This window comes from Stenotrophomonas sp. YJH_SMC_19 (assembly GCF_059367915.1).
On the sequence record NZ_JCAFRI010000008.1, the window covers coordinates 53823 to 76430 of the forward strand.

A 22608-nucleotide genomic window follows, 5' to 3' on the forward strand; every position below is an offset into this window, starting at 1 on the left:
CCGGCTACACTGCGCCACGCTCCATTGCAGGCACCGCCATGTCGTTGCAGATCCGCCGCGCCACCCTTGCCGATGTCGACGCGCTGTCGGCCATCGCAATTGCCACCTACAACGAAACCTGGGGCGATTCCTATCCGCCGCAGGAGCTGCACGATTTCCTGCAGGCGCACTACAGCAGCGAACCGCAGCGCATCGAACTGTCCGACCCACGCAGCGCGATCTGGCTGCTGATGGAAGGTGATGCCGTGGTCGGCTATCTGGCCGCCGGTGCCAACACCTTGCCGCACACGGATGCACGCGAGGGCGACATCGAACTGAAGCGGTTCTACATCCTGGCTGCACACCAGAACGGCGGCCACGGCGCGCGCCTGATGGATGCGTTCATGACCTGGCTGGACCAGCCGCAGCGCCGCACCCTGTGGGTGGGCGTGTGGGAAGAGAATTTCGGCGCGCAGCGCTTCTACGCGCGCTATGGCTGCAGCAAGGTTGGCGAGTACGACTTCATCGTGGGCGATACCCACGACCGCGAGTTCATCCTGCGTCGGCCGTGATCACGCGCCCCATGTAGAGTCAAGCTTGCTCGACTGTTAGCGCCAAACGTCGAGCATGGCTCGACGCTACAAACTAGAAATCGAACAACTCCGACAGGAAGCTGTCCTTCTTCTTTTTCTTGTAGCCGTGTCCCCGGTTGTCCTCATAGCGCTGGCCGAGGTGGCGGGTATCACGGTGCGTCACCGGTGGCGGCGCGGACGCCGGCTGAGCCTGCACGGGCGCTGGCGGAGGTACTGCAGCACCGGCGCCTGCACGTTCGATGATCTTGTCCAGCTCGCCACGATCCAGCCACACACCGCGGCAACTCGGGCAGTAATCAATCTCGATGCCATGGCGTTCGGCCATCTGCAGCGTCTGGGTCTTGCACACGGGGCACAGCATCGGCATTGCTCCTGTCGGTCTGGTTTCGACTGTACCTGCACCGCGATGACTGTGCGGCAACGCATGACCGATGGCACATGGACTTCCGGCGTGTGCCCACATGCGTACCGCGGGGCACACTGCGCCCTTGTTCCGCAGGGAATGCGTACATGACCGTGTTGTCCCGCCTGCCCACCACCGCACGCCTGTTGCTGGTGCTGCTGGGCGTCGGCCTTGGCCTGAACCTGCGGGATATCGCCGCGGCCATCGGCACACCCACTCCCGCACTGCCCATCCCCTATGGCGGCAGCCTGTTGGACAACGCGCTGGCGGTACTGGTGGCACTGCTGCTGGCCGCGCTGCTGCGGCCCCGTGGCATGAGCCTGCTGGCCAGCCTCGGTCTGCGCACAAACGGCTGGAGCGGTCCAATGTGGGTGTTGCTGGCCAGCCTGCCCTGCTGGCTCGGCCTGGCGCTGCTCGGCACGCCGAACACCGCGCTGACCGTCTTGGATGCCACGATGCTGGCGGTGCTGTTCCCGCTGGCCGAGGAAGTGCTCTTCCGCGGCCTGGGCTTCGTGCTGCTGGTGAAGATCGTGCGCGGCCCCTGGCCATGGCTTGCACTGCCGCAGGCGCTGTTGTTCGGCATGGTGCACTGGCTCGGCTTCGGCGGGTTCGACGGTGGCGGCATCGCGCTGTTCGTCGGGGCGGTGATCGCCCTGGGCGGCTTCATCTTCGCCTGGCTCGACCACCTCGACGGTGACACCTTGTGGTGCGGCCTGGTCCTGCACCTGTCGATGAACCTGGCCTGGAACGTGTTCAGCCTCGATGACGCCCTCGCATTGGGCTGGCAGCCCACCAGCCTGCGCATCGGCACCGCCCTGCTCGCGGTCGCGGTGCTGGCCTGGCACGTGCGGCTCCGGCGCCAGAGAGGCCTGTAACGCCCGCTTAGCTTGCCGTGCACGTCGGGATCACTACCGGCTTGCGCATACTTGCGCGCCTTTTCACCGTTGCTGTCCGGAGTTGTCGCGTCATGTTGCTGTCCAAGCGCCACGTTGAACCCCGCGTCCTGCTTATCGAGGACGCCGAGGAAACCCGCGAACTGAGCCGGCTGGCGCTGGAAAGCCAGGCCTGCCACGTAGTGGGCGTGAGCTCTGCCGAAGCGGCGCTGGGCCTGCTGGCCGCCGGTGAGCGTTTCGACCTGCTGTTCACCGACGTGAATCTGGGCGCGATCAGTGGCATTGAAGCCGCCAACCGGGTCCGTGGCCTGTATCCCCAGCTGCCGATCCTGGTGACGTCGGGCATGGACCAGCACCAGGTGCTGCCGCAGCTGCGCGACGGCATCCATTTCCTGCCCAAGCCGTACAACATGAGCGAGCTGCTCGACGCCATCCGGCTGTGCTTCCGGCACGCCGATGTGGGCGTGTTGACCGGGCCGGATGCACAGGCGGCCTGAGGCATTCATCAACCGCTGCTGTACGGTCCGGTACCCGGGAACACCTTCAGCAGTGCGCGGGTGATCATGTCCGGGTAGACGGTGAAGTGATCCTCGTCATCGATCACCATGTTCTCCACCTTCAACGATCGCCCGCTGCTGCGCAGCTGCTCGGCGAATTCGGCGTTGTGGCGCAGCATGTCGTTGCGGGTGAAGTAACGCGGTTCGGGCTTGACCGTTTCAAAGCTGCCCACCGACAGCACCACCGTGGTCGACTGCGCCGGCGCCTTGGCTTCGGCCTGCATGCGCGGCACCCGATGGTCGTCGAACCACAGCGATGGGCTGGACAGGATGTAGGTGCGGAACATGTCCGGGCGCGTGGTCAGCACATAGGCGCCGAACAGGCCACCATAGGAATGACCCGCATAGGCACGCCGCGCCGGATCGGTGCGGTAGCGCGCATCGATCATCGGCAGTACCTGCCCAGCGAGGAAATCGCGGTAGTGCGCCGCGCCGCCGTAGCTGACGTCATCGCTGTAATCACGCGGATCGGTACGCGCCGGGTCGCTGGGCGTGTAATCGCGCGAGCGGCTCTGCTTGGAGGTCAGGCCTTCCTGCGGCGGCAGCCCGACCAGGATGAAATCCTCGATGTTGACGCCCTTCTGCCCGACCATGTTGCGCACGCTGCGCACCAGCGGGAAGCTGTACAGCGCATCGGTCACGTACAGCACCGGGTAGTGCTTTTCCGGATGCGCCGCATAGTCGGCCGGCAGCGCCACCCAGACCGGATAGTCGCGGCCGACCGGGTCGTGCACGCGCAGCGCTTCCGTGTCCGGCAGCACCACACCCGGCGTGGCAGTCGGCGCACTGTCCTTCGCTTCACTCTGCATTGCGGGCGGCGCCACCGACATCGCACAGCCACTCACGGCCAGGCAGGCCGCCACACTCCATCCACGCACACGCTGCATCCACACGCTCCCGTTGCGGGCGGCGCACCCGATGGCGCCGCTGCCGCATCGTTGCATGGTGTGCAGGCGGGTACCAGTGCGATCAGGGCGAGGCCGGCGGCGGCGCCGGGAACAGCGTGCGCAGCGCCTGCAACGCGGCCGGATGATAGATCGTGGCGTGGGTTTCCTCCGGCAACGGCAGGTACTTCACCAGCGGCGACGGCGACGCCTGCTGCAGCAGCGTGGCCAACTGTGCGGCAGAGGCCGCCAGCTCCGGCTGACCACTGCTGGCCAGGAACACGCGCGGCTGCGCACGCGTCACCGCCGGCAGCTGTCTGGCCGCCCCGGCCAGCATTGCACCACGGTTCCACCACAGGCTGGGGTCCAACGCGATATAGCTGTTGAACAGCGTAGGCTCCTGCAGCAGCGTCTCGACCACGAACAGGCCGGCCAGCGACTCGCCGATCAGCGCGCGCTCCTCGGTGGTCGGGTAACGCTGACGCACCTGCGGCATCAGTTCATCGCGCAGGAAGGTACGGTAGGCCGCCGAGCCGCCGATGCGCGGTGCGATCTTCTGGTCCTGCGGGTCCTTGCTGGGGCCGGTCATGTCGCGGCGGCGCTCGGTGTTCTCGATGCCAACCAGCAGGAACGGACGCATGCTGCCGTTGCCGCTGAGCACCTGCACCAGCCCGGCCACATGCAGGAAGTCCTCGCCGATGCCGCCGTCGGGCATGTAGAGCACCGGTAGCGGTGCCTTCGGGTCCCGCCCCCACGGCTGCGGGCGGTAGACGTTGATACGACGGGTCTCGCCCAGCGCCTTCGACTCGATGGTGAAGGTCTCGCCGATGACCAGCGGCGTGGCGGCGGCGGGCGACGCGGATTCGGCGGCCATCAGCGGCGCGGCGGAGACGACGGACAACAACAGCGACAGCGACAGCACGATCAGACGCATGGGACGGCCCATCCTGGGAAAGATGCCGAGCATAGACCGCCGGAGGCACTGTCGTTCGCGGCACTTTGCCGATCTGCCGGAACTGGAGCACCATGGAGCCGGTGATGGTCATGCAACGGGCACCTTGGCTCAAGGACTGGTCGCCGCCACGCTCATATCCACAAGGAGGTTCCCATGTTGAGTGTATTGATCGCCACCACCCTTGCCGCCGCCTCACCGCAGTCCAGCAGCACTCCGCCAGCATCCGCAGCGTATGCGGACTGCCTGCTCGCCCACCTCCAACCGGGATTGTCCGACCACGCGATCCCGCTGCTGCAGCAGGCCTGCGTCGCGAAGTATCCGGAGAGCTACGTCGCATATTCAGAACTGGAACGCCGGATCAGCGCGCAGCGCCGGGCTGACTTTGACGCGGCTCAAGCGGAAGCCGTGCGTTCCGCGAATGCGGCAGCGACGGCCGCACAGCAAGCTGCCGACGCGGCGGCCGCAAAAGCCAAGGGAATGCGGGCGAACTAGAGGCCACGGACCAGGGCAACAAAAAAGGCACCGCATTACGGTGCCTTTCTGAATGACCTGGGTCATTGGATGCAATGGTGGGCCGTGAAGGATTCGAACCTTCGACCAAAAGATTAAAAGTCTTCTGCTCTACCGACTGAGCTAACGGCCCATTGCACTGCCCCAGCCTTTCGGCGGGGTGGGCATTCTACCCTACTTTACCGGGCCGAGTGAAACCCTGGTGCGTCGAGGTTGCCGGCCAGCGGCCGGCACTACCCGATCTGGTGAGCCCGCTTAAACCTTCTGGGCCTCACGCGCATCCCAGCTGTGATTCCTGGCCGGAGCCACGGATGCGCCTGCCCTTCTGCCTCATTGCCGCCCTGTTGCTGCCCTGTGCGGCACTGGCCGCCCCATCCCAGGTCGTCACCGACGACATCGGCCGCTTCTGGGCCACTTATGACGCTGTGCGCGCCGAGCCCGACGTTGAACGCCAGGTCGCACTGGTGCAGGAGCGCTACATCGATCCAGGCAGCCCCGGCCTGCATGCGCTGATGCAGGTCCGTAACTACACCGCCCGCGAATACGCCGAGGCCATGCGTGCGTGGCCGCGCTTCTGGACGTCGGTACGCCCATTGACCGCCAACGCGCAGCAGGCCAGCGCCACACTGGAACGGGACCTGGCCGCCTTCCGCACGCTCTACCCCGCCCTGCGCCCGGCCACCATCACCTATGCCGTGGGCGTGCTGCGTACTGGCGGGACCACGCTGGGTAACAAGGTACTGATCGGTGCGGAGATGGCGCTGGGCGATGAGCGCGTGGACGTGAGCGAGTTGCCGGAGCCGATGCGCAGCCGCCTGCGGATCTTCTACGACAGCCGTCCGGGGGCGAACAACGCGCAGAACAACCTGCACGAGTACGTGCATACCCAGCAGCGCGAAACTACCGGCAGCCTGGCGCAGTACGCGGTGCGCGAAGGCGTGGCGGAGTATGTGGCCGAACGGCTGAGCGGGCGTCGGCCAGCGTTGCCGCTGTACAGCTACGGGCCCGCGCACGAAGCGGAAATCCGCACGCGTTTCGTCGCTGAAATGGACGGCGGGGATCTGGACAACTGGCTGTACAACAGCGCCCGTAATCCGTTCGGGGTGGGTGATGTGGGGTACTACGCCGGCTACCGCATCGCGCAGGAGTACATGCGCCAGCAGAAGGATGAGAAGGCTGGGATCGCGCGGATGATCGAGCTGGATTATGCCGATCCGGGGGCGGTGCGGATGTTTATTGAAGCGTCGGGGTGGCTGCGGCAGCGGTAGCGCCGGGTTGTGTCCGGCGAAGAGCGTGCGAACCAACGGTTCGCACCCACCCGAGTAAGACCTCCCCGGCGGGTCAGGGAGTGCGAACCAAGGTTCGCACCCACCGAGGAGCAGTTAGCACCCACCATCTGGGAATTCACACCCATCAGGGAAGCCGGCCAGCGGCCGGCACTACCAGGGGCGATCAGGCGTACAGCGTCGGGTCCGGCACGCCGGCTTCGGCGAAGCCCTGCGCGCGCAGGCGGCAGGCATCACAGTGGCCGCAGGCGGCGCCGTTGGCGTCGGCGTTGTAGCAGGACACGGTCAGGCCGAAGTCCACGCCCAGGCGCACGCCTTCGCTGACGATCTGGCCCTTGCTGAGGAACTGCAGCGGCGCGTGTACCTTGATGCCCGCACCTTCCACGCCCGACTTGGTGGCCAGGTTGGCCAGCGCCTGGAACGCGGCCACGAACTCGGGGCGGCAGTCCGGATAGCCGGAATAATCCACGGCGTTGACGCCGCAGAAGATGTCGTTGGCACCGAGCACTTCGGCCCAGCCGAGGGCCAGCGACAGCATGATGGTGTTGCGCGCCGGTACGTAGGTGACCGGAATGCCGGCACCGCCGGCCTCGGGCACGTCGATGTCGTCGGTCAGTGCCGAGCCGCCGATGCTGCGCAGGTCCACGTCCACGATCTTGTGCGCGACCACGCCCTGGGCCTTGGCCACGCGGGCGGCAGCATCCAGTTCGGAGGTATGGCGCTGGCCGTAGCGCACGCTCAGGGCATGCACGGCGAAGCCCTGTTCCTGGGCCATGGCGATGACGGCGGCTGAATCCATGCCGCCGGAGAGAAGCACGACTGCCTTCTTCATGGGTAGAACATCCGGTTGGGAGGGGAAAGCCAGCACGCTGTCCCGCGCCGGAGCTACATCAGGGAACGCCGCGCGGGCTCATCGGCCCGGCTCGTCGTTCCACAGGATTTTATGCAACTGCATCTGGAAGCGCACCGGCAGGCGGTCTTCGACGATCCAGTCGGCCAGCTGCCGCGCGGTGATCTCGCCCTTGCTGGGCGAGAAGAACACGGTGCAGCGCTTCACCAGCTCGTGCTCGGCGACCAGAGCCTTGGCCCAGTCGTAGTCCCCGCGGCTGCAGATGACGAACTTGATCTGGTCGCGTGCGGTCAGCAGCGGCAGGTTTTCCCAGCGGTTGCGCGCCGCTTCGGCCGACCCCGGGGTCTTGATGTCGACCACGCGCGATACACGCGGGTCCACCGCGCTGACGTCCAGCGCGCCGGAGGTTTCCAGCGAGACGTCCATGCCGGCGTCGCACAGCTTCTGCAGCAGCACCAGGCAGCGTTTCTGCGCCAGCGGCTCGCCGCCGGTCACGCAGACGTGGCGCACGCCCTGGGCCAACACCTCGGCCACGATGTCGTCGATGTCCCACCAGGTGCCGCCATGGAAGGCATAGGCCGTATCGCAGTACTGGCAGCGCAGCGGGCAGCCAGTCAGGCGCACGAACACGGTCGGCCAGCCGGCGGTATCGGCTTCGCCCTGCAGCGAGGTGAAGATCTCGGTGATCTTCAGGCGCGGCAGCGGCGACTGCACGATGTCGCTGGGGGTGGCGACGGCGTTGGACGGGGTAACGGCGGTCATGGCAAACAATTCTTCATGGGACGGGCGACCGATTTATCGGCGCCGGAAACGAAAGCAGCCGAGCATGGGCTCGGCTCTACAGGAGGCTGCCGGAAATCAGCCCGGCGCCAGGGTACGCATTGTACCCCCGGTCAGCGGATCAACGGATCTGCTTGCCGAGGCGGATGGACTGCAGCCGATCCTGGGCGGTGCGCGCGGCGTCCGAGCCCGGGTACTGCGCCACGACGCTCTCCAGCGTCTGCTGGGCCTGGTCGACCTTGCCCTCGCCATACTGCGAGAGGCCAACCTTGAGCAGGCCGCCAGCGGCCTTGTCGTGGGTCGGATAGCGCGCGAGCAGTTCACGGAACTGGGTCTCGGCCATCGGGAAATTGCGGGTGGCGTAGTAGCTCTCGCCCAACCAGTACAGCGCGTTCGGCGCGTAGACGCCGTTCGGATACAGCTGCAGGAAGCTCAGGAAAAGCTGCGCCGAATCATCGTACTTGCCGGCCTTCAGCGAGTCGAAGGCGACGTTGTAGGAGGTGCGCTCGTCGCCGGTGGCGGCAAGGCTGCCGGCATCACCATGGACGGAAGGCGGCCGCTCGGAAGTGGCCGCCGCTGCGGGTTTTGCCGGGGCCGGTGCGGCCTTCGGCGCGCTCGCCGGAACGGGCGGCAGGGCCGGGGCCGCATTGCCCCCTTCCAACCGGTTCAGGCGGCTGTCCAGATCCAGGTACTGGTCCTGGGCGGACTGCTTGAGCTGGGCGTTGTCGTGCTGCAACTGCTCGATCGAGGCCTGCAGGCTGGTGACCTGCTGCCGCAGCTGGTTGATCTGGTTCAACAGGTCCTGGTTGGCACTGTTGTTGTACATCTGCTGCTCGAGCGCGCCGACACGGTCAGCCAGGCTCTGTCGCTGTGCATGCGCCGGTGCGGCAGCCACGAGGGCTGCCGCAACGACCAGCATCAGTTTGATGCCAATGCGCATGGATTACTGCGCGGTGTAGACGATTTCGACGCGACGGTTCTGCGACCAGCAGGACTCGTTCGACTCGGTGCAGACCGGACGCTCTTCACCGTAGGAAACGACGGTCAGCTGCGAAGCCGAGCCACCGTTGGCCTGCAGGGCCGAGTTGACGCCGTTGCCACGACGCTCACCCAGGGCCTGGTTGTACGCGCGCGAACCGCGCTCGTCGGTGTGACCCTGCAGGGTGATGCGCGAGGACGGACGGTCACGCAGGTACTTGGCGTGGCACGCCATGATGGCCTGGAATTCCGGCTTCACGTCTTCCTTGTCCAGGTCGAAGTAGACAACGCGCTGGCGCAGGCAAGCGTCGGTATCCAGGTCGCCCGGGCCGTACAGGCCCGAGGTCGACGGACCGGTCGGGGTGGTGGTCGAGGTGCCGGTGTCGACCGGGGCTGCCGGCTCTTCCTTCACCTTCTTCGAGCAACCGGCCAGGACGGCCACAGACAGCAGGGAAACAAGCAGAACGCGGGTGGACTTGTTCATGGCGATACCTTTGTGGCTCCTAGGCCGATGAGGGGTTCAAGACAACGAAAATATTAACACTCTTTTAGCGCTGGGTACGGTATGGGGACCATGCCGGCTCGCGCACATCACCATCGGCCAGGACCAGGCGCTGGCGAACCCGCGCATCGGCCGAGACGGCATACAACACACCACGGCCACCTTCGCGGGCGGCGTACAACACCATGCTCGCGTTGGGCGCAAAGCTCGGCGATTCATCCAGCGAGCCCGGGGACAGCGTGCTCCAGCGCGGCGAACCCAGCGAGCTGTCCATCATCGCGATCTTGTAGCTGTTGCCCGAGCCCTGGGCGACGGCGATCTTCTTGCCGTCGTAGGACACCGAGGGCTTGGCATTGTAGTTGCCCTGGAAGGTCACGCGCTCGGCGCTGCCGCCGCCCGCGCCGACCTTGTAGACCTGCGGACGGCCGCCGCGGTCGGAGGTGAAGTACACCGCGCTGCCGTCCGGCGCCCAGGTCGGCTCGGTATCGATGGCGAAGTGGTTGGTCAGCTGGGTCAGCTGCTTGCTGCCCAGGTCCATCACGTAGATTTCCGGGTTGCCCGAACGCGACAGGGTCAGGGCCAGCTTGCGGCCGTCCGGCGAGAACGCCGGGGCGCTGTTGATGCCGCGGAAGCTGGTGACGAGCTCACGCGCGCCGGTACCGATGTTCTGGATGTAGATGGCCGAATTGCCACGCTCGAAGCTGACGTAGGCCAGCTTGCTGCCATCCGGGCTCCACGACGGCGACAGCAGCGGCTCGGCCGAACGCACGATGGTCTGCGGATTGAAGCCATCGGAGTCGGCCACCATCAGCGCGTAGCGCATGGCGTCGCCCTTGCCGCTGGCGGTCACGTAGGCGATGCGGGTCCAGAAGGCGCCGCGCACACCGGTGATCTTTTCGTAGATGGCGTCGGCCATCTGGTGGGCAACGTCGCGCATGGCGTTGCCACGGGCGGTCATCGCCAGGCCCAGCAGGCGCTCGCCCTTGGGTACGTCGAACAGTTCGTACTCGACGCGGTAGGCGCCGGCACCGGCGTCGAGCACGCGGCCGACCACGATGTAGTTCTGCTTCAGCGCGCGCCAGGTGGCGAACTGGATGTCGCCGCCGCGCACCGGCTTCTCGACGATCTGCGCTTCGGGCAGCGTACGGAACTGGCCCGAACGCTCCAGGTCGGCACGGACCACGCCGGCGACGTCGGTCTGCGGTGCAGCCGACGACCCCTGGTAAGGCATCGGCACGATGGTGATCGGCAGCGCGGAAGCATTGCCGCCGATGATGTCGATATCCAGCCCCTTCTGCTGCGCGACGGCAGCAAAGGGCAGCAACAGGGCCGCAAACACGGCAAGCCAGCGAGGCATCTTTTTCATGGAGCGCTCAATAGGGGGAAACCGGAACGAGGGATAACAAAGCGGCAGTGAACCGCTTCGCAATCATGAACCAAGGGTACGTGAATTCCGGGTCAGTTCCAGCCCGTCCTCTCACGCACCGTTAACGTCGTGGCTAACATCGCGCCCATGTGCCCCGTCACGCCGCCCTGCGGGGCGGTGTCCGACAGCAGCCCACAGCCTGCCCGGCCGAGACCTGGCCTGCCAGAGGCAAGCGCGACATCCGTGGACGCGGGCAGCGGAGAGCCACCCTGCCCTGCCCGCCTCAGCGATCCTGGGCGGTGAAGGTGAAGTTGAGCGTGCGTGCGAACACCGACTCGAAGCCGCGGTACGGCAGCGGCTGCGCGTTGAGCACGGCGGCCTCGATCGAGCGCTTGCCGGCCTCGTCGTACGGGCAGTTCGGGCTGACCTTGGCCTGCATCACCGTACCACCCGGAATCTGGGTGATGGTGATCTGGCAGCGCTGGCCCAACGGCACCGTATCCGGGCGCACCCACTGCGACAGCACCTTGGCCTGGATGGCGGCTGCGTACTTGGCCGAAAGGTCGTCGCTGTTGCCACCGCCACCGGCGGCCGGCTGCGAGGCACCACTGGAACCGGCAGCGGCACTGCCGGCGGCATTGCGCGCGGCGGCCACCTGGCGCAGCTTCTGCTCGGCCAGCTTGGCTTCCTTCTCGGCCTGCTCGCGGCGGGCACGGATCTCGGCGATCTTCTTCTGCTTCTCGGCCTCGGCCTTGTCAGCGGCCACGCGCTCCTGCTCGGCCTGCTTCTTCTTCTCGTCCGCTTCCTGCTGCTTGGCCAGGCGCAGCTTCTGCTCGGCTTCTTCCTGGCGCTTGCGTTCGGTCAGGTCGATCTGTTCCTGTCGGCGCTTGGCTTCCTGTTCCTGCTTGGCCTTCTCCTGGGAGATGGCCAGCGCACTCACCGCTTCCTGGTCCTTGGTATCCGGCTGCGCGACACGCTCCTGCGCCTGTTGCTGCTGCGGCGTGGGCGCGTCCTGCGGGCGCGGTTCCGGGATCGGCTGCGGCGGCGGAATGGTGTCTTCCGGCACCGGGATGGGCTCGGCCACCGGCGGCGGCAGGTCTTCCAGCTTTTCCGACTGGCGCAGGGCCTGGCGCGCAGCGGAAGCCTCCGACGCGGACAGCGCCAGGCTGGCCTCGACCGACGGATCACCGGCGGCGGCGTCGGTGTTGCGCTCGGGCGACCAGAACCAGGCCACGATGAAGACCAGCGCGACCAGCAGGTGCACCAGCAACGCCAATGCCAGGGGCAGGCCCCAGCCGGGTTCGCGCTGATGCGGGGGTGGCAGGGCGTCAGCGTGCATCGGTGGCCAGGCCTACCTTGTCTACCTTGGCGCGCTTGATCACATCCATCGCGGCGATGACCTTTTCATAGGCCACGGCACGGTCGGCGGCGACGATCACGCGCACGCCCTTGTCCTGGGCGGCGATGCCGGCCAGGCGGCCTTCCAGTTCCTCGGCCGACACGGCGGTCGGTTCCTTGGCATCGGGCAGCTTCAGGCTGAGCTGGCCGTCCTGCCGCACCGAGACGATCACCGGGTCCTGCTTGCTCTCCAGCGCCTTGGCGTTGGACTGCGGCAGGTCGACGTCGAAGCTCAGGGTGAGCAGCGGCGCGGTGACCATGAAGATGATCAGCAGCACCAGCATGACGTCGATGTAGGGAACGACGTTGATTTCCGATTTCAGCTTGCGGCGCTTGCGGCGACCGATGGCAGCGGACATGGCTTGGACTCCCGGGTCAGGCGCTTACTCGTCGCCAGCGCTCTGGCGCTGCAGGATGGAGCTGAACTCTTCGGCAAAGGTCTCGAACCGCACCGACATGCGCTCAACGCGCGTGGTGAAGCGGTTGTAGGCCCACACCGCCGGGATCGCCACGAACAGGCCGATGGCGGTAGCGAACAGTGCCTCGGAGATGCCCGGCGCGACGGCGGCGATGCCAGCCTGCGCACCACTGCTGATCATGTCGTGCATGGTCACCATGATGCCGAACACGGTGCCGACCAGGCCCACGTACGGCGCGGTCGAACCGATGTTGGCCAGCAGTTCCAGGTTGCGCTCGAGCTGGTCCACTTCGCGGGTATAGGTGGTGCGCATCGCACGCTGCGCGCCTTCCAGCTGGGCGCGGCCATCCAGGCGGCGCTTGTCACGCAGGCGGGTGTATTCGCGGAACCCTGCTTCGAAGATGGCTTCCAGGCCGGTCACGCTGCGGCTGCGGTCGGTGGCCGCGCTGTACAGCTTGCCCAGGTCCGCGCCGGACCAGAAGCGGTTCTCGAACTCGTCGGCTTCGCGGGTGGCCTGCTTGAACACGCGGGCCTTGCGGAAAATGATCACCCAGCTGACGAACGAGCCGACCAGCAGCAGCAGCACGATGATCTTCACCGGCAGGCTGGCCTTGGCCATCAGTTCGAGGTAGTTGATGCCGCCGCCGGTGGTGGCCTGGGCAAGGGTCTGTGTCGCGGCGTTGCTGACGTCGGCCGGCAGTGCCTCGGTGACCGTGGCCTGCAGGGCCAGGAGCGTTGCGATCATCCGTTGTTCCTCAGTGTTCGGATTCGGGGTGGAGGTGGGGTTGCAGCACGGCAAGGACGGCCTCGTCCATGCCACGCGGGCGGAAACTGGCCGCGTCCAGTGCGGCGATGCGGACCTGGGCCGACAGCAGCAATTCGCCGTCGCGCAGGATCTGCTGGTCGAAGACCATGCTGGCCTTCTTCAGCTGGACCAGGCGGGCACTCACCTGCAGGGTGTCATCCAGCCGTGCCGGCCTGATGAAATCCATCTGCATCGAGCGCACCGCGAAGATCATCCCGTGCTCGGCGCGCATGCGCTCCTGGCCGTAGCCGAGCGAACGCATCCATTCGGTCCGGGCCCGTTCCATGAAGGCCACGTAGCGGGCGTGGTAGACCACGCCGCCAGCGTCGGTATCTTCCCAGTAAATGCGTGTCGGCCAACTGAATAGTGGCTCAACCGACATCGGGAACCTCCGCGAACAGGTCCTGCGGCGGGTTCTTCGGCTTCAGACCCATGTGCCGGTAGGCCTTATGGGTGGCCATGCGGCCACGCGCGGTACGCACCAGGAAGCCCTGCTGGATCAGGTACGGCTCGACCACGTCTTCCAGCGTGCCACGCTCTTCGGACAGCGCCGCGGCCAGCGATTCGATGCCGACCGGGCCACCGTCGAAGTAGTCCACCATCGTTTTCAGCAGGCGCCGGTCAAGCTCGTCGAAGCCTTCCGGGTCGACCTTGAGCATCTTCATCGCGGCCTGGGCCACGGGCTCGTCGATGTGGCCACCGGCCTTGACCTGCGCATAGTCGCGCACGCGTCGCAGCAGGCGGTTGGCGATACGCGGGGTACCACGCGCGCGGCGCGCGATCTCCCCTGCCCCATCGGCGGTGCAGTCGATGCCGAGGATGCTGGCGGAGCGGCGCACGATACGGGTCAGTTCCTCGACGCTGTAGAACTCCAGGCGCTGGACGATGCCGAAGCGGTCGCGCAGCGGCGCGGTCAGCAGGCCGGCGCGGGTGGTGGCGCCGATCAGGGTGAATGGCGGCAGGTCGATCTTGATCGAGCGGGCGGCGGGGCCCTCGCCGATCATGATGTCGATCTGGAAATCTTCCATCGCCGGGTACAGCACTTCCTCGACCACCGGCGACAGGCGATGGATCTCGTCGATGAACAGCACGTCGTGCGGCTGCAGGTTGGTCAGCAGCGCAGCCAGGTCGCCGGCCTTTTCGATCACCGGGCCGGAGGTCACGCGCAGGGCCACGCCCAGTTCGTTGGCGATGACATGGCTGAGGGTGGTCTTGCCCAGGCCCGGCGGCCCGAAGATCAGTACGTGGTCGAGCGCGTCGCCACGCCCCTTGGCCGCCTGGATGTAGATTTCCATCTGCTCGCGCACCGGCACCTGGCCGAGGTAGTCGGCAAGGCGCTTTGGGCGGATGCTGGCGTCGGCGGCGTCATCCTCGCGGGTGGCGCCGGCGCCGATGATGCGGTCGTCGGTCATGTGCTGATTATGCGGCAAAAGTACGGGTTTCGGCCGGGCTGCGCCCGGCACCCGCAGAGGCAACGTCAACGTCAACGTCAACGTCAATTGCGAATCTACTGGGGATGGCGGGGTGGGTCCGGTCGCGGGGGACGCCGTGAACCCGTCCTTGGGGGCTTGGCCGCGGCATCCATGCCGCGGACACCCCCGCAACCGGACCCACCCCGCCTTCGACAGTTTCCTGCGGTCTGTCGGAACGGCGTTCTGCTTTGGTGGGTGCCGACCGTTGGTCGGCACGGGGTCGGATCTGGTAGGTGTCGACCTTGGTCGACACGGTAGATCCGCGCCATGCGTGGATGGGACGGTGCAGCCGAGCGATGCCCAGCTGCTGGCGCGGAACACTTCGGGAAGCCAAACCCCCTTGTTGTTCAAGGGGGCGCGCCGACTGGCGGGGGGATAAGGTGGAATGCGCGGAACGCCGGCGCCAACGGCGCCTGCGTTTCAAGGAGGCGCGCCGATAGGCGGGGAGTAAGGTGGAATGCGTGTGGGGCGTAGCGCAGGTGGAGATTAAATCTCCACCTGCGCGCCGAGTTCCACCAGGCGGTTGCCCGGAATCCGGAAGAAGCCCGTGGCCGGGGCGGCGTTGCGATGCATCAGCGCGAACAGCTTGTCGCGCCAGATCGGCATGCCGCGGTTGGCGGTGGCCACAATGGTTTCGCGGCTGGCGAAGAAGGTGGTGTCCATCGGGTCGAAGTAGATGCCGCCGTGGTCACACGAGCGCATCAGCGCCAGCGGCACGTCCGGGGTTTCCATGAAACCGAAGCGCACATAGACCCGGTAGAACTCGTCGCCCACCGACTCGATCTTCAGCCGCTGCCCTTCCATCGCATAGGGAATGGGCAGGGTTTCCACGTGCAGGAACACGTTGCGCTCGTGCAGCACCTTGTTGTGCTTGAGGTTGTGCATCAGCGCGTGCGGGGCCACGGTCGGGTCGGCGGTGAGGAACACCGCGGTGCCCGGCACGCGTACCGGCGGTGCCAGCATCAGGCCCGGCAGGAAGGTGTCCAGGCGGATGCCGTCCTTGCGGATCTCATCACGCAGCAGCTCGCGGCCACGCCGCCAGGTGCGCATCATGGTGAACAGGAAGATACCCAGCACCACCGGGAACCAGGCGCCCTGCAGCAGCTTGGCGCCGTTGGCGATGACAAAGCCGAGGTCGATGATGAAGAACACCACGCACAGCGGCAGCAGCCAGGCGCGCGCCTTCGGCCACAGCGAGCGGGCGACCAGGGCCAGCAGCAGGGTATCGATCAGCATGGTGGCCGACACCGAGATGCCGTAGGCCACGGCCAGGTTGGACGAGCTGCGGAACGCCAGCACCAGGCCGATCACCATCACCGCGATGCCCCAGTTGATGCCCGGGATGTAGATCTGGCCGATGGTGTCGTGCGAGGTGTGCTTGATGCGCATGCGCGGGATGTAGCCCAGCTGCATGGCCTGGCGCGAGACCGAGAACGCGCCGGTGATGACCGACTGCGAGGCGATCACCGCCGCCATGGTGGCCAGGATGATCATCGGGTACAGTGCCCACGACGGCACGGCCTCGAAGAACGGGTTCTTCAGCGCCTCGGGATGGTTGAGCACCAGCGCGCCCTGCCCCAGGTAATTCAGCACCAGGCACGGCAGCACGAAGAAGTACCAGGCGTGGCGGATCGGCTTGGCGCCGAAATGGCCCATATCGGCGTACAGCGCTTCGCCGCCGGTCACCGCCAGTACCACCGCACCCAGGATGAAGATGCCGTGCCAGCCGTGCTCCATGAAGAAGCGGATCGCCCACCACGGGTTGAAGGCTTTCAGCACTTCCGGCGCGTCGACGATGTTGTAGATGCCGATCGCCGCCAGCGAAATGAACCAGACCGACGTGATCGGGCCGAACGCCTTGCCGATCTTCTCGGTGCCGAAGCGCTGCGCGGCGAACACCATCAACAGCACCACCACCGTGATCGGCACGATGAAGGCATGCAGGCCGGGGGCCGCCACCTCCAGGCCCTCAACCGCGCCCAGCACTGAAATGGCCGGGGTGATCACGCCGTCGCCGAAGAACAGCGAGGCGCCGAAGATGCCGAGGATGCCCACCACATAGGCCGAGCGCGACCCGTTGCGCAGGGTGCGCTGGGTCAGTGCCATCAGCGCCATGATGCCGCCCTCGCCGTCATTGTCGGCGCGCATGATGATGGTCACGTACTTCAGCGTGACCACGATGTTCAGCGCCCAGAACGCCAGCGACAGCACGCCCAGCACGGTGTCGTGGTCGCTGTTGAGCCCATAGTGCGGCGAGAACGCCTCCTTCAGGGTGTACAGCGGGCTGGTACCGATATCGCCGAAGACCACGCCGATCGCACCGATGATCAGCGCCATGCCTCCGGCTGGAGGAGCGTGACCGTGGCCGCCGGGGGCGGCTGCGTGCGGGGTTTGACTGCTGGACATGGGACTCCTGGCGAAGCTCAGGCGGTTTGTTGAAGGAAAGGAAGGCGGATCAACGCAGCGCCGACTGCAGCGCCTTGCGGATCACGGTGGCCACTTCGTCGCCTTCATTGAAGGCATCACGGGCCATGCGCGCGGCTTCGGCCGGCTTGTAGCCCAGCTGCTGCAGGGCCACGGTGGCGTCGGACAGCGGATCGGCCGGGGCCGGGCCGCTGCCGGTGGGCAGCGCGCCGCCGGCACCGAACTGGGCCGCGCGGTCACGCAGCTCCAGCACCATGCGCTCGGCGGTCTTCTTGCCGATGCCCGGAATGCGGGTCAGCGCGGTGATGTCACCGGCCTGGACCATGCGCGCGAACTCCTCGACGGTGACGCCGGACAGCACGGCCAGCGCGATCTTCGCGCCGATGCCGCTGACCTTCTGCACATCGCGGAACAGGCGCCGCTCGCCCTCGCGCAGGAAGCCGTACAGCGAGACGCTGTCTTCCTTCTGCGAGTAGTGGGTATACAGGGTGACCTCGCGGCCGAGCTCGGGCAGGTCGTAGAAGGTGCTCATCGGCGCCTCCAGTTCGTAGCCCACTCCGTTCACGTCCACCACCAGCCACGGCGGCGCCTTGTAGGCGACGATGCCGCGCAGTCGACCGATCATTGCGTGCAGCTCCTCATTTGCGGCCCCATGCCTGGCGGGCACTGAGCCCCAGGCGGTTGGCCGTCGCCCTTACGTGGGCATGGGTGATCGCCACCGCCAACGCGTCGGCCGCGTCGGCCTGCAGCTTGATTTTCAGGTTGAGCATGAGCCCGACCATGTGTTGAACCTGTTGCTTTTCGGCGCCACCGCGCCCGACAACCGCCAGCTTGATCTCGCTGGCAGCATATTCGTGCACCGGCAGGTCGCGCAGCACCACCGCCGAGATCGCCGCGCCACGGGCCTGGCCCAGCTTCAATGCCGAATCGGGGTTGCGGGCCATGAACACGCGTTCGATGGCCACTTCCTGCGGCTCATACTCGCGGCACAGGTCGGCCAGGCCCAGCACCAGCAGCTTCATGCGCTGCGGGAAGTCGTCAGCGCCCAGCAGCACCAGCGGCTGGTGGTGCACGTAGCTGACGCGGCCGGTGGCATCGACATCAATGATGCCGACCCCGGTCCGCTGCGAACCGGGGTCGATGCCGAGGATGCGGGTCATGCTGCACTCCTGGCGGGGCGGAACGGAATGCGCTGGCAGGCGTATGGGCTCATGACTGTCCGCGGTGACCGTTCAACGGCCCGCGCCCAGGCCGTCGAAGACGGCTCAGGCGTAGGCGTCGGCGCCGAGTTCGGCGTTGGAATACACGTCCTGCACGTCGTCCAGGTCTTCCAGCATGTCCAGCAGCTTCTTGACCTGCAGGGCGACCTCGCCCTCGACCTTGATGTCGTTGTCGGCGCGGAAGGTGATCTCGGCGTGGTCGGCGACATGGCCAGCGGCGGCCATCGCGTCCTTGACTGCGCTGAACGCGTCAGGGCTGGTGACCACATCGATCGAGCCATCGTCCGGATAGACCACGATGTCATCAGCGCCGGCCTCGATGGCCGCCTCGGTGATGGCTTCCTCGTCGGCACCCGGGGCGAAGCTGAGCACGCCCAGGCGCTTGAACATGAAGGCCACCGAGCCTTCGGTGCCCATGTTGCCGCCGCACTTGCTGAACGCATGGCGGACATCGGCCACGGTGCGCACGCGGTTGTCGGTCAGGCAGTCGACGATCACGGCCACGCCACCTGGGGCGTAGCCTTCGTAGCGGATTTCCTCGTAGTCGACGCCTTCCAGTTCACCGGTGGCCTTCTTGATGGCGCGCTCGATCACGTCCTTGGACATGTTCACGGCCAGACCCTTGTCCACCGCCACGCGCAGGCGCGGGTTGTTGTTGGGGTCGCCTCCACCGCCGCGCGCGGCAACGCCGATCTCGCGGATGATCTTGGTGAAAATCTTGCCGCGCTTCGCGTCGGACGCGTTCTTGCGGGCTTCGATGGAGGGGCCTCTACCCATGGGTGCTACCGTCTGGCTGCTTCAGGATCAAGGCGCGGATTCTACCTGATCGGGGGCGGCAACCGTGTCTAGGGCGGAGAGATGCCGTCGGGCATGGCCCGGCGAAGCGCGTGCGAACCAACGGTTCGCACCCACCGAGGTAGGCCGGTCGCACCCACCAGGGCAGGACGGTTCGCACCCACCAAGGCAGCCCGGTCGCCCAACCAGATTACGCGGCGGCGGCGTCGCGGCTGTGGTCGAACTGGCCGTGGCGCAGGAAATGCGCGGTCTGCCGCGCGGCATCCGGCGACACCACGAGGCCGCTGTGGCTGGTGCGCACCACGCAATGATCGGTCAGGCCCGGCAGGTGGGTTTCGGCCAGGGCCACAGTGCCATCGGAGGCGTCGTCCATCGCGCCCAGCAGGCTGCCCAGACCGTGCGGCACCGAACCGGCGATCAGCCCGACCTCGGCCTTGCCCTGCCAGTCCGGCAGGCCGTCCAGCAGCAGCTCGCTGCTGCGCCCCAGCGCCAGGCCCCAACCATGATCGGACAACGAGCGCGCGGTGCCACTGCCGCGCAGCGGTGAGCCCAGGCAGACCACGCGCTGCACCGGCAGCTGCGGATTGCGCCGCAGCGCTTCCAGCGCCAGCAGCCCGCCCAGGCTGTGGCCGACCAAACTCAGTGGGCCGGCGTCGGCCAGCCGCTCCAGCAGCTGCGGTACGGCCACGTCCGGGCCACCGAACACCGAGGAATAACCAAACGCGTGCACCTGGAAGCCGCGCGCGCGCAGGCGCCAGGCCAGCGGCCCGACCCAGGCGCGGGCGTTCCAGATGCCATGCAGCAGCAATACGGGGGGAGTCATGCAAACAGCCTGGCGGTCAGCGGGGCAGGAACGTACGGTGATTGAACACGCGCACGCAGCAAGCGGCAGTGAACATCAGGCCGCGCGCGGTGCGCGGCGCAGGATGAATTCGAGATCGTTCGTGTCGCCCACCGGGAACAGGTATTCGCCGGCCTTCTCGAACCCGTAGCGGGCGTAGAAGCGCTGTGCGCCGAAGTTCTCCGACCACACGCCCAACCACAGGGTGCGCGGGCCCTCGTGTTCCAGCCAGGCCAGCGCGGTTTCCAGCAGGCGGCTGCCCCAGCCGCAGCTTTGCTGCGTCTTGATCAGGTACAGGCGCTTGAGTTCGCCGTCACCGGGCTTCACGTCCGGGTGCGGCAGGCCACAGGGGCCGGCAGCGGCATGGCCGACCGCCTCCCCGTCCAGCTCCAGCAGCCACACCGCGTAATCCGGGTGGGCCAGGATCACGCGCTGGCGCTCGACCGTGTAGGCCTCCTCAAGGAAGGCCTGCAGGTCCTGCGGCGGATACAGATGGCCGAAGGTTTCGGTGAACGTGCGGGCGGCCAGCGCCGACAGGGTCGGCGCGTCGTCCACGGTGGCGCGGCGGATGGAATACATGCAGCAAGTTGACGTCAGCGCGAAGGGGCGGTCAAGCCTTTTCCGACGATTCCGCTTCTTCGTCTTCCTCGTCCTCTTCCTCGTATTCCTCTTCGTCCTCGTCTTCCTCGCCTTCCTCGTCCTCGTCGTACTCTTCCTCTTCGTCGTCCTCGTAATCCTCGACGCCGAAGTCTTCTCCATCCCAACGGCCTTCGCCGTCGGCGACGAAGGTCAGGGCCATCGCGGCCGGGTTGGTACCGACGCGGACCAGCCAACCGCCGAACACGCGTGCACGCTCGGTGACCAGGTTGGCCTCGGAGCCTTCATTGCCCAGCTTTTCCCACTCCAGCGAAAACGCAAACTCGGTCATTGCCTGGATCTCCTGATCAGTTGGTCTTGGGGCGAACCTGGATGTGCACTTCGGCCAGCTGCGCGTCGACGATCGGCGACGGCGCGTCGGTCATCAGATCCTGTGCACCAGTGGTCTTCGGGAACGGGATGACGTCGCGGATCGACTCGGTGCCGGCCATCAGCGCGGCGATGCGGTCGATGCCGAAGGCGATGCCACCGTGCGGCGGCGCGCCGTAGTTCAGCGCGTCGAGCAGGAAGCCGAACTTGGCACGGGCTTCTTCGGCACCGATGCCCAGCAGCTCGAACACCGCGCTCTGCATGTCCGGACGGTGGATACGGATCGAACCGCCGCCGATCTCATTGCCGTTGAGCACCATGTCGTAGCCGCGCGAAACGGCGGTACGGGCATTGGCGCGCAGGTCGGCGATGTCGTCCACGGCCGGTGCGGTGAAGGGGTGATGCAGGGCGACGTAGCGCTGTTCTTCCTCGTCCCACTCGAACATCGGGAAGTCGGTGACCCACAGCGGCGCCCAGCCGTCGGCGACCAGGCCGAAGTCCTTGCCGGCCTTCAGGCGCAGCGCGCCCATGAAGTCGGAGACCTTGTTGTAGCCGCCGGCACCGAAGAACACGATGTCGCCGTTGCCGGCGCCGACGTGGGCGACCAGCGCGGCGAACGACGCTTCGCTGAAGAACTTCTGGATCGGCGAGCTGATTTCGCCGTTGTCGGCGATCTTGATGTAGGCCAGGCCCTTGGCGCCGTACTTGGCGGCATGCGCGGCGTATTCGTCGATCTGCTTGCGCGACAGCGACGCACCGCCCGGGATGCGCAGCGCAGCGACGCGGCCCTCGGCATCATTGGCCGGGCCGGTGAACACCGGGAACTCGCTGTCCTTGACCAGTTCGGCCACGTCCACCAGCTCCAGCGCGATGCGCAGGTCCGGCTTGTCCGAGCCGTAGCGGCGCATGGCCTCGGCCCAGGTCATGCGCGGGAAGCTGGCGTCCAGCTGCACGTCCACCACTTCCTTGAAGATGGCGCGGATCATGTCCTCGACGAAATCCTGCACGTCGCGCTCGCGGACGAAGGCGAATTCCATGTCCAGCTGGGTGAACTCCAGCTGGCGATCGGCACGCAGGGCCTCGTCGCGGAAGCAGCGCGCGATCTGGTAGTAGCGGTCGAAGCCGGCCACCATCAGGATCTGCTTGAACAGCTGCGGGCTCTGCGGCAGTGCGTAGAACTCGCCTGGGTGCATGCGCGCCGGCACCAGGAAGTCGCGTGCGCCTTCCGGGGTGGCCTTGGTCAGGATCGGGGTTTCGATCTCCTGGAAGCCCTTTTCGTCCAGGTGGCGGCGCAGCGCCTGCACCAGCTTGATGCGGGTGCGCTGCATGCGCTGCATTTCCGGGCGGCGCAGGTCCAGGTAGCGGTACTTCAGGCGGGTTTCCTCGCCCGGGTTCTCGTGGGCGTGGAACGGCAGCGGCGCAGCCTTGTTCAGCACGGTGATGGCGGTGGCGATCACTTCCACCTTGCCGGTGCGCATCTTGTCGTTCACCGCGTGGCGGGCACGCACGACGCCTTCCACCTGCAGCACATCCTCGTAGCCCAACGACGCGGCCACCGCGAACACTTCGGCATTGTCGACCTCCACCGTCACCTGCACGATGCCTTCATGATCGCGGAGATCGATGAAGCAGACGCCGCCCTGGTTACGGGCCACGTCGGTCCAGCCGGCGAGGGTGACAGTCTGGCCAATCAGGGTCTCGTCGACCAGGCCGCAGAAGTGGGTACGCATGGG

26 protein-coding genes and 1 tRNA gene are annotated in these 22608 nt (G+C 66.7%); 5 read left to right on the top strand and 22 right to left on the bottom strand.

Annotated elements, in window-relative coordinates:
• The first annotated feature begins 38 nt into the window (after positions 1 to 38).
• On the top strand, positions 39 to 551 hold the full coding sequence (locus tag AC5P5R_RS10610; protein WP_012481061.1) for a GNAT family N-acetyltransferase: 513 nt from the start codon (positions 39 to 41) through the stop codon (positions 549 to 551).
• 73 nt (positions 552 to 624) lie between these two features.
• On the opposite strand, the gene AC5P5R_RS10615 is transcribed toward AC5P5R_RS10610, so the two are convergent.
• Positions 625 to 933: a TFIIB-type zinc ribbon-containing protein gene (locus AC5P5R_RS10615; protein WP_044570743.1), complete on the bottom strand. Its 309-nt coding sequence runs from the start codon at positions 931 to 933 to the stop codon at positions 625 to 627.
• 149 nt (positions 934 to 1082) lie between these two features.
• Between AC5P5R_RS10615 and AC5P5R_RS10620 the strand changes: the two genes are divergently transcribed.
• Together AC5P5R_RS10620 and AC5P5R_RS10625 are read left to right on the top strand one after the other, a co-directional pair.
• The gene (locus AC5P5R_RS10620) at positions 1083 to 1850 is read left to right on the top strand and encodes a CPBP family glutamic-type intramembrane protease (RefSeq protein ID WP_044570747.1); all 768 of its coding nucleotides are present in this window, start codon (positions 1083 to 1085) and stop codon (positions 1848 to 1850) included.
• 92 nt (positions 1851 to 1942) lie between these two features.
• On the top strand, positions 1943 to 2365 hold the full coding sequence (locus AC5P5R_RS10625; RefSeq protein WP_005414268.1) for a response regulator: 423 nt from the start codon (positions 1943 to 1945) through the stop codon (positions 2363 to 2365).
• Positions 2366 to 2373: 8 nt separating this feature from the next.
• Here the strand turns inward: AC5P5R_RS10625 and AC5P5R_RS10630 are convergent, their stop codons facing one another.
• Positions 2374 to 3312: an alpha/beta hydrolase gene (locus tag AC5P5R_RS10630; protein WP_044570750.1), complete on the bottom strand. Its 939-nt coding sequence runs from the start codon at positions 3310 to 3312 to the stop codon at positions 2374 to 2376.
• Between the two features lie 82 nt (positions 3313 to 3394).
• The gene (locus AC5P5R_RS10635; protein ID WP_044570754.1) at positions 3395 to 4243 is read right to left on the bottom strand and encodes an alpha/beta hydrolase; all 849 of its coding nucleotides are present in this window, start codon (positions 4241 to 4243) and stop codon (positions 3395 to 3397) included.
• Between the two features lie 174 nt (positions 4244 to 4417).
• Here AC5P5R_RS10635 and AC5P5R_RS10640 point away from each other — a divergent pair, with 174 nt between their 5' ends.
• Positions 4418 to 4756 carry a hypothetical protein gene (locus AC5P5R_RS10640; protein WP_012481065.1) on the top strand — a complete coding sequence of 113 codons (339 nt, stop codon included), beginning with the start codon at positions 4418 to 4420 and terminating at the stop codon, positions 4754 to 4756.
• A 75-nt stretch (positions 4757 to 4831) separates the two neighbouring features.
• Here the strand turns inward: AC5P5R_RS10640 and AC5P5R_RS10645 are convergent.
• A tRNA-Lys gene (locus tag AC5P5R_RS10645) sits at positions 4832 to 4907 on the bottom strand.
• A gap of 178 nt (positions 4908 to 5085) precedes the next feature.
• Here AC5P5R_RS10645 and AC5P5R_RS10650 point away from each other — a divergent pair.
• Positions 5086 to 6042, top strand: coding sequence for a DUF2268 domain-containing putative Zn-dependent protease (locus AC5P5R_RS10650; protein WP_049396253.1), 957 nt, complete (start codon positions 5086 to 5088; stop codon positions 6040 to 6042).
• A gap of 184 nt (positions 6043 to 6226) precedes the next feature.
• On the opposite strand, the gene queC is transcribed toward AC5P5R_RS10650, so the two are convergent.
• The 18 genes from queC to aspS all read right to left on the bottom strand — a co-directional run bounded on the left by queC (position 6227) and on the right by aspS (position 22605).
• Positions 6227 to 6892: a 7-cyano-7-deazaguanine synthase QueC gene (gene queC, locus AC5P5R_RS10655; protein WP_012481067.1), complete on the bottom strand. Its 666-nt coding sequence runs from the start codon at positions 6890 to 6892 to the stop codon at positions 6227 to 6229.
• A 78-nt stretch (positions 6893 to 6970) separates the two neighbouring features.
• Positions 6971 to 7672, bottom strand: coding sequence for a 7-carboxy-7-deazaguanine synthase QueE (gene queE / locus AC5P5R_RS10660; protein ID WP_012481068.1), 702 nt, complete (start codon positions 7670 to 7672; stop codon positions 6971 to 6973).
• A 139-nt stretch (positions 7673 to 7811) separates the two neighbouring features.
• Positions 7812 to 8630, bottom strand: coding sequence for a tol-pal system protein YbgF (gene ybgF, locus AC5P5R_RS10665; protein WP_005414274.1), 819 nt, complete (start codon positions 8628 to 8630; stop codon positions 7812 to 7814).
• Positions 8631 to 8633: 3 nt separating this feature from the next.
• Complete coding sequence (gene pal / locus AC5P5R_RS10670) at positions 8634 to 9152, bottom strand: peptidoglycan-associated lipoprotein Pal (protein ID WP_005410748.1); 519 nt, start codon at positions 9150 to 9152, stop codon at positions 8634 to 8636.
• Between the two features lie 64 nt (positions 9153 to 9216).
• The gene (gene tolB, locus AC5P5R_RS10675) at positions 9217 to 10536 is read right to left on the bottom strand and encodes a Tol-Pal system beta propeller repeat protein TolB (protein ID WP_005418511.1); all 1320 of its coding nucleotides are present in this window, start codon (positions 10534 to 10536) and stop codon (positions 9217 to 9219) included.
• 283 nt (positions 10537 to 10819) lie between these two features.
• The gene (gene tolA / locus AC5P5R_RS10680; RefSeq protein WP_005410750.1) at positions 10820 to 11875 is read right to left on the bottom strand and encodes a cell envelope integrity protein TolA; all 1056 of its coding nucleotides are present in this window, start codon (positions 11873 to 11875) and stop codon (positions 10820 to 10822) included.
• Positions 11865 to 12293 carry a protein TolR gene (gene tolR, locus AC5P5R_RS10685; protein ID WP_005410751.1) on the bottom strand — a complete coding sequence of 143 codons (429 nt, stop codon included), beginning with the start codon at positions 12291 to 12293 and terminating at the stop codon, positions 11865 to 11867. The genes tolA and tolR overlap by 11 nt, the downstream gene beginning before the upstream one ends.
• Positions 12294 to 12317: 24 nt before the next feature.
• Positions 12318 to 13097: a protein TolQ gene (tolQ, locus tag AC5P5R_RS10690; protein ID WP_005410752.1), complete on the bottom strand. Its 780-nt coding sequence runs from the start codon at positions 13095 to 13097 to the stop codon at positions 12318 to 12320.
• Positions 13098 to 13107: 10 nt separating this feature from the next.
• Complete coding sequence (gene ybgC / locus AC5P5R_RS10695) at positions 13108 to 13539, bottom strand: tol-pal system-associated acyl-CoA thioesterase (RefSeq protein ID WP_012481069.1); 432 nt, start codon at positions 13537 to 13539, stop codon at positions 13108 to 13110.
• A complete protein-coding gene (gene ruvB, locus AC5P5R_RS10700) occupies positions 13529 to 14569 on the bottom strand; it encodes a Holliday junction branch migration DNA helicase RuvB (protein WP_005410754.1) in 1041 nt (346 codons plus the stop codon). The genes ybgC and ruvB overlap by 11 nt, the downstream gene beginning before the upstream one ends.
• Before the next feature lie 546 nt (positions 14570 to 15115).
• Positions 15116 to 16966, bottom strand: a complete 1851-nt coding sequence (locus tag AC5P5R_RS10705; RefSeq protein ID WP_171956640.1) for a potassium transporter Kup — start codon at positions 16964 to 16966, stop codon at positions 15116 to 15118.
• 118 nt (positions 16967 to 17084) lie between these two features.
• On the bottom strand, positions 17085 to 17678 hold the full coding sequence (gene ruvA, locus AC5P5R_RS10710; RefSeq protein ID WP_005410756.1) for a Holliday junction branch migration protein RuvA: 594 nt from the start codon (positions 17676 to 17678) through the stop codon (positions 17085 to 17087).
• 13 nt (positions 17679 to 17691) lie between these two features.
• Complete coding sequence (ruvC, locus tag AC5P5R_RS10715; RefSeq protein WP_005410757.1) at positions 17692 to 18213, bottom strand: crossover junction endodeoxyribonuclease RuvC; 522 nt, start codon at positions 18211 to 18213, stop codon at positions 17692 to 17694.
• Positions 18214 to 18318: 105 nt separating this feature from the next.
• Positions 18319 to 19050, bottom strand: coding sequence for a YebC/PmpR family DNA-binding transcriptional regulator (locus tag AC5P5R_RS10720; RefSeq protein ID WP_005410758.1), 732 nt, complete (start codon positions 19048 to 19050; stop codon positions 18319 to 18321).
• Between the two features lie 208 nt (positions 19051 to 19258).
• Positions 19259 to 19891 carry an esterase/lipase family protein gene (locus tag AC5P5R_RS10725; protein ID WP_099527673.1) on the bottom strand — a complete coding sequence of 211 codons (633 nt, stop codon included), beginning with the start codon at positions 19889 to 19891 and terminating at the stop codon, positions 19259 to 19261.
• Between the two features lie 75 nt (positions 19892 to 19966).
• A complete protein-coding gene (locus tag AC5P5R_RS10730; RefSeq protein WP_005410760.1) occupies positions 19967 to 20488 on the bottom strand; it encodes a GNAT family N-acetyltransferase in 522 nt (173 codons plus the stop codon).
• A 31-nt stretch (positions 20489 to 20519) separates the two neighbouring features.
• A complete protein-coding gene (locus tag AC5P5R_RS10735) occupies positions 20520 to 20837 on the bottom strand; it encodes a hypothetical protein (RefSeq protein ID WP_005410761.1) in 318 nt (105 codons plus the stop codon).
• 16 nt (positions 20838 to 20853) lie between these two features.
• On the bottom strand, positions 20854 to 22605 hold the full coding sequence (aspS, locus tag AC5P5R_RS10740; protein WP_164281662.1) for an aspartate--tRNA ligase: 1752 nt from the start codon (positions 22603 to 22605) through the stop codon (positions 20854 to 20856).
• Between the last annotated feature and the right edge of the window lie 3 nt (positions 22606 to 22608).

Excerpts from the sequence above, each read along its gene's own strand:
- AC5P5R_RS10610 (WP_012481061.1), top strand. The coding sequence starts at position 39 with ATGTCGTTGCAGATCCGCCGCGCCACCCTTGCCGATGTCGACGCGCTG.
- AC5P5R_RS10615 (WP_044570743.1), bottom strand. The coding sequence starts at position 933 with ATGCTGTGCCCCGTGTGCAAGACCCAGACGCTGCAGATGGCCGAACGC.
- AC5P5R_RS10620 (WP_044570747.1), top strand. The coding sequence starts at position 1,083 with ATGACCGTGTTGTCCCGCCTGCCCACCACCGCACGCCTGTTGCTGGTG.
- AC5P5R_RS10625 (WP_005414268.1), top strand. The coding sequence starts at position 1,943 with ATGTTGCTGTCCAAGCGCCACGTTGAACCCCGCGTCCTGCTTATCGAG.
- AC5P5R_RS10630 (WP_044570750.1), bottom strand. The coding sequence starts at position 3,312 with ATGCAGCGTGTGCGTGGATGGAGTGTGGCGGCCTGCCTGGCCGTGAGT.
- AC5P5R_RS10635 (WP_044570754.1), bottom strand. The coding sequence starts at position 4,243 with ATGCGTCTGATCGTGCTGTCGCTGTCGCTGTTGTTGTCCGTCGTCTCC.
- AC5P5R_RS10640 (WP_012481065.1), top strand. The coding sequence starts at position 4,418 with ATGTTGAGTGTATTGATCGCCACCACCCTTGCCGCCGCCTCACCGCAG.
- AC5P5R_RS10650 (WP_049396253.1), top strand. The coding sequence starts at position 5,086 with ATGCGCCTGCCCTTCTGCCTCATTGCCGCCCTGTTGCTGCCCTGTGCG.
- queC (WP_012481067.1), bottom strand. The coding sequence starts at position 6,892 with ATGAAGAAGGCAGTCGTGCTTCTCTCCGGCGGCATGGATTCAGCCGCC.
- queE (WP_012481068.1), bottom strand. The coding sequence starts at position 7,672 with ATGACCGCCGTTACCCCGTCCAACGCCGTCGCCACCCCCAGCGACATC.
- ybgF (WP_005414274.1), bottom strand. The coding sequence starts at position 8,630 with ATGCGCATTGGCATCAAACTGATGCTGGTCGTTGCGGCAGCCCTCGTG.
- pal (WP_005410748.1), bottom strand. The coding sequence starts at position 9,152 with ATGAACAAGTCCACCCGCGTTCTGCTTGTTTCCCTGCTGTCTGTGGCC.
- tolB (WP_005418511.1), bottom strand. The coding sequence starts at position 10,536 with ATGAAAAAGATGCCTCGCTGGCTTGCCGTGTTTGCGGCCCTGTTGCTG.
- tolA (WP_005410750.1), bottom strand. The coding sequence starts at position 11,875 with ATGCACGCTGACGCCCTGCCACCCCCGCATCAGCGCGAACCCGGCTGG.
- tolR (WP_005410751.1), bottom strand. The coding sequence starts at position 12,293 with ATGTCCGCTGCCATCGGTCGCCGCAAGCGCCGCAAGCTGAAATCGGAA.
- tolQ (WP_005410752.1), bottom strand. The coding sequence starts at position 13,097 with ATGATCGCAACGCTCCTGGCCCTGCAGGCCACGGTCACCGAGGCACTG.
- ybgC (WP_012481069.1), bottom strand. The coding sequence starts at position 13,539 with ATGTCGGTTGAGCCACTATTCAGTTGGCCGACACGCATTTACTGGGAA.
- ruvB (WP_005410754.1), bottom strand. The coding sequence starts at position 14,569 with ATGACCGACGACCGCATCATCGGCGCCGGCGCCACCCGCGAGGATGAC.
- AC5P5R_RS10705 (WP_171956640.1), bottom strand. The coding sequence starts at position 16,966 with ATGGCGCTGATCATCGGTGCGATCGGCGTGGTCTTCGGCGATATCGGT.
- ruvA (WP_005410756.1), bottom strand. The coding sequence starts at position 17,678 with ATGATCGGTCGACTGCGCGGCATCGTCGCCTACAAGGCGCCGCCGTGG.
- ruvC (WP_005410757.1), bottom strand. The coding sequence starts at position 18,213 with ATGACCCGCATCCTCGGCATCGACCCCGGTTCGCAGCGGACCGGGGTC.
- AC5P5R_RS10720 (WP_005410758.1), bottom strand. The coding sequence starts at position 19,050 with ATGGGTAGAGGCCCCTCCATCGAAGCCCGCAAGAACGCGTCCGACGCG.
- AC5P5R_RS10725 (WP_099527673.1), bottom strand. The coding sequence starts at position 19,891 with ATGACTCCCCCCGTATTGCTGCTGCATGGCATCTGGAACGCCCGCGCC.
- AC5P5R_RS10730 (WP_005410760.1), bottom strand. The coding sequence starts at position 20,488 with ATGTATTCCATCCGCCGCGCCACCGTGGACGACGCGCCGACCCTGTCG.
- AC5P5R_RS10735 (WP_005410761.1), bottom strand. The coding sequence starts at position 20,837 with ATGACCGAGTTTGCGTTTTCGCTGGAGTGGGAAAAGCTGGGCAATGAA.
- aspS (WP_164281662.1), bottom strand. The coding sequence starts at position 22,605 with ATGCGTACCCACTTCTGCGGCCTGGTCGACGAGACCCTGATTGGCCAG.